Source organism: Sporosarcina sp. ACRSL (genome assembly GCF_022346605.1).
In the GTDB taxonomy this organism is placed as follows: domain Bacteria; phylum Bacillota; class Bacilli; order Bacillales_A; family Planococcaceae; genus Sporosarcina.
The window spans coordinates 1-613 of record NZ_JAKRNT010000036.1; the positions used below are offsets into that span (position 1 = coordinate 1).

At 40.8% G+C, this 613-nt stretch carries 1 rRNA gene; it reads left to right on the forward strand.

What is annotated here, in order from left to right:
- Position 1: 1 nt before the first annotated feature.
- Positions 2–117, forward strand: a 5S ribosomal RNA gene (gene rrf, locus MHZ92_RS21310).
- Positions 118–613 lie beyond the last annotated feature (496 nt).

Below are 613 nucleotides of genomic sequence, written 5' to 3' on the forward strand. Positions count from 1 at the left end.
GTCTGGTGACGACGGCGAAGAGGTCACACCCGTTCCCATCCCGAACACGGAAGTTAAGCTCTTCAGCGCCGATGGTAGTAGGGGGCTTCCCCCTGTGAGAGTAGGACGTCGCCGGGCAAAGGCCATCTCCTGTGGAGATGGTTTTTATATTTATGAATCAAGCTTACACTTATTGAAAAGGTTCTAGTAAGTGCATTGCTAATTGACATTGAAGAGATCTTGGCAAGATATTTGTTTTATTTCTATTAGCACAATCATCCAATCATTTCCACGTCAAAAGGTATTGCATTTAAACAGACAATCCGATATAGTAAGTAACGTTGCGATTCCGATAAGTGAATAACTACTTCTTCGAAATAGCTTAAAAACTTTTTTAGAAAAGTTATTGACATTAGGATTGCGATTATGGTATTATATAAGAGTTGCTTCTGACGAAGTGACACGAAATGAACCTTGAAAACTGAACAGCAAAACGTCAACAAATAAAGTCTCGAAGCCGACCCCGTCGGCGGACAGACAAATCGAATCTTCGGATTCAAAATTGACATCTTAAATGATGCCAGCAAGAAACTCGAGCTACTCGAATTTCTCTATTATGGAGAGTTTGATCCTG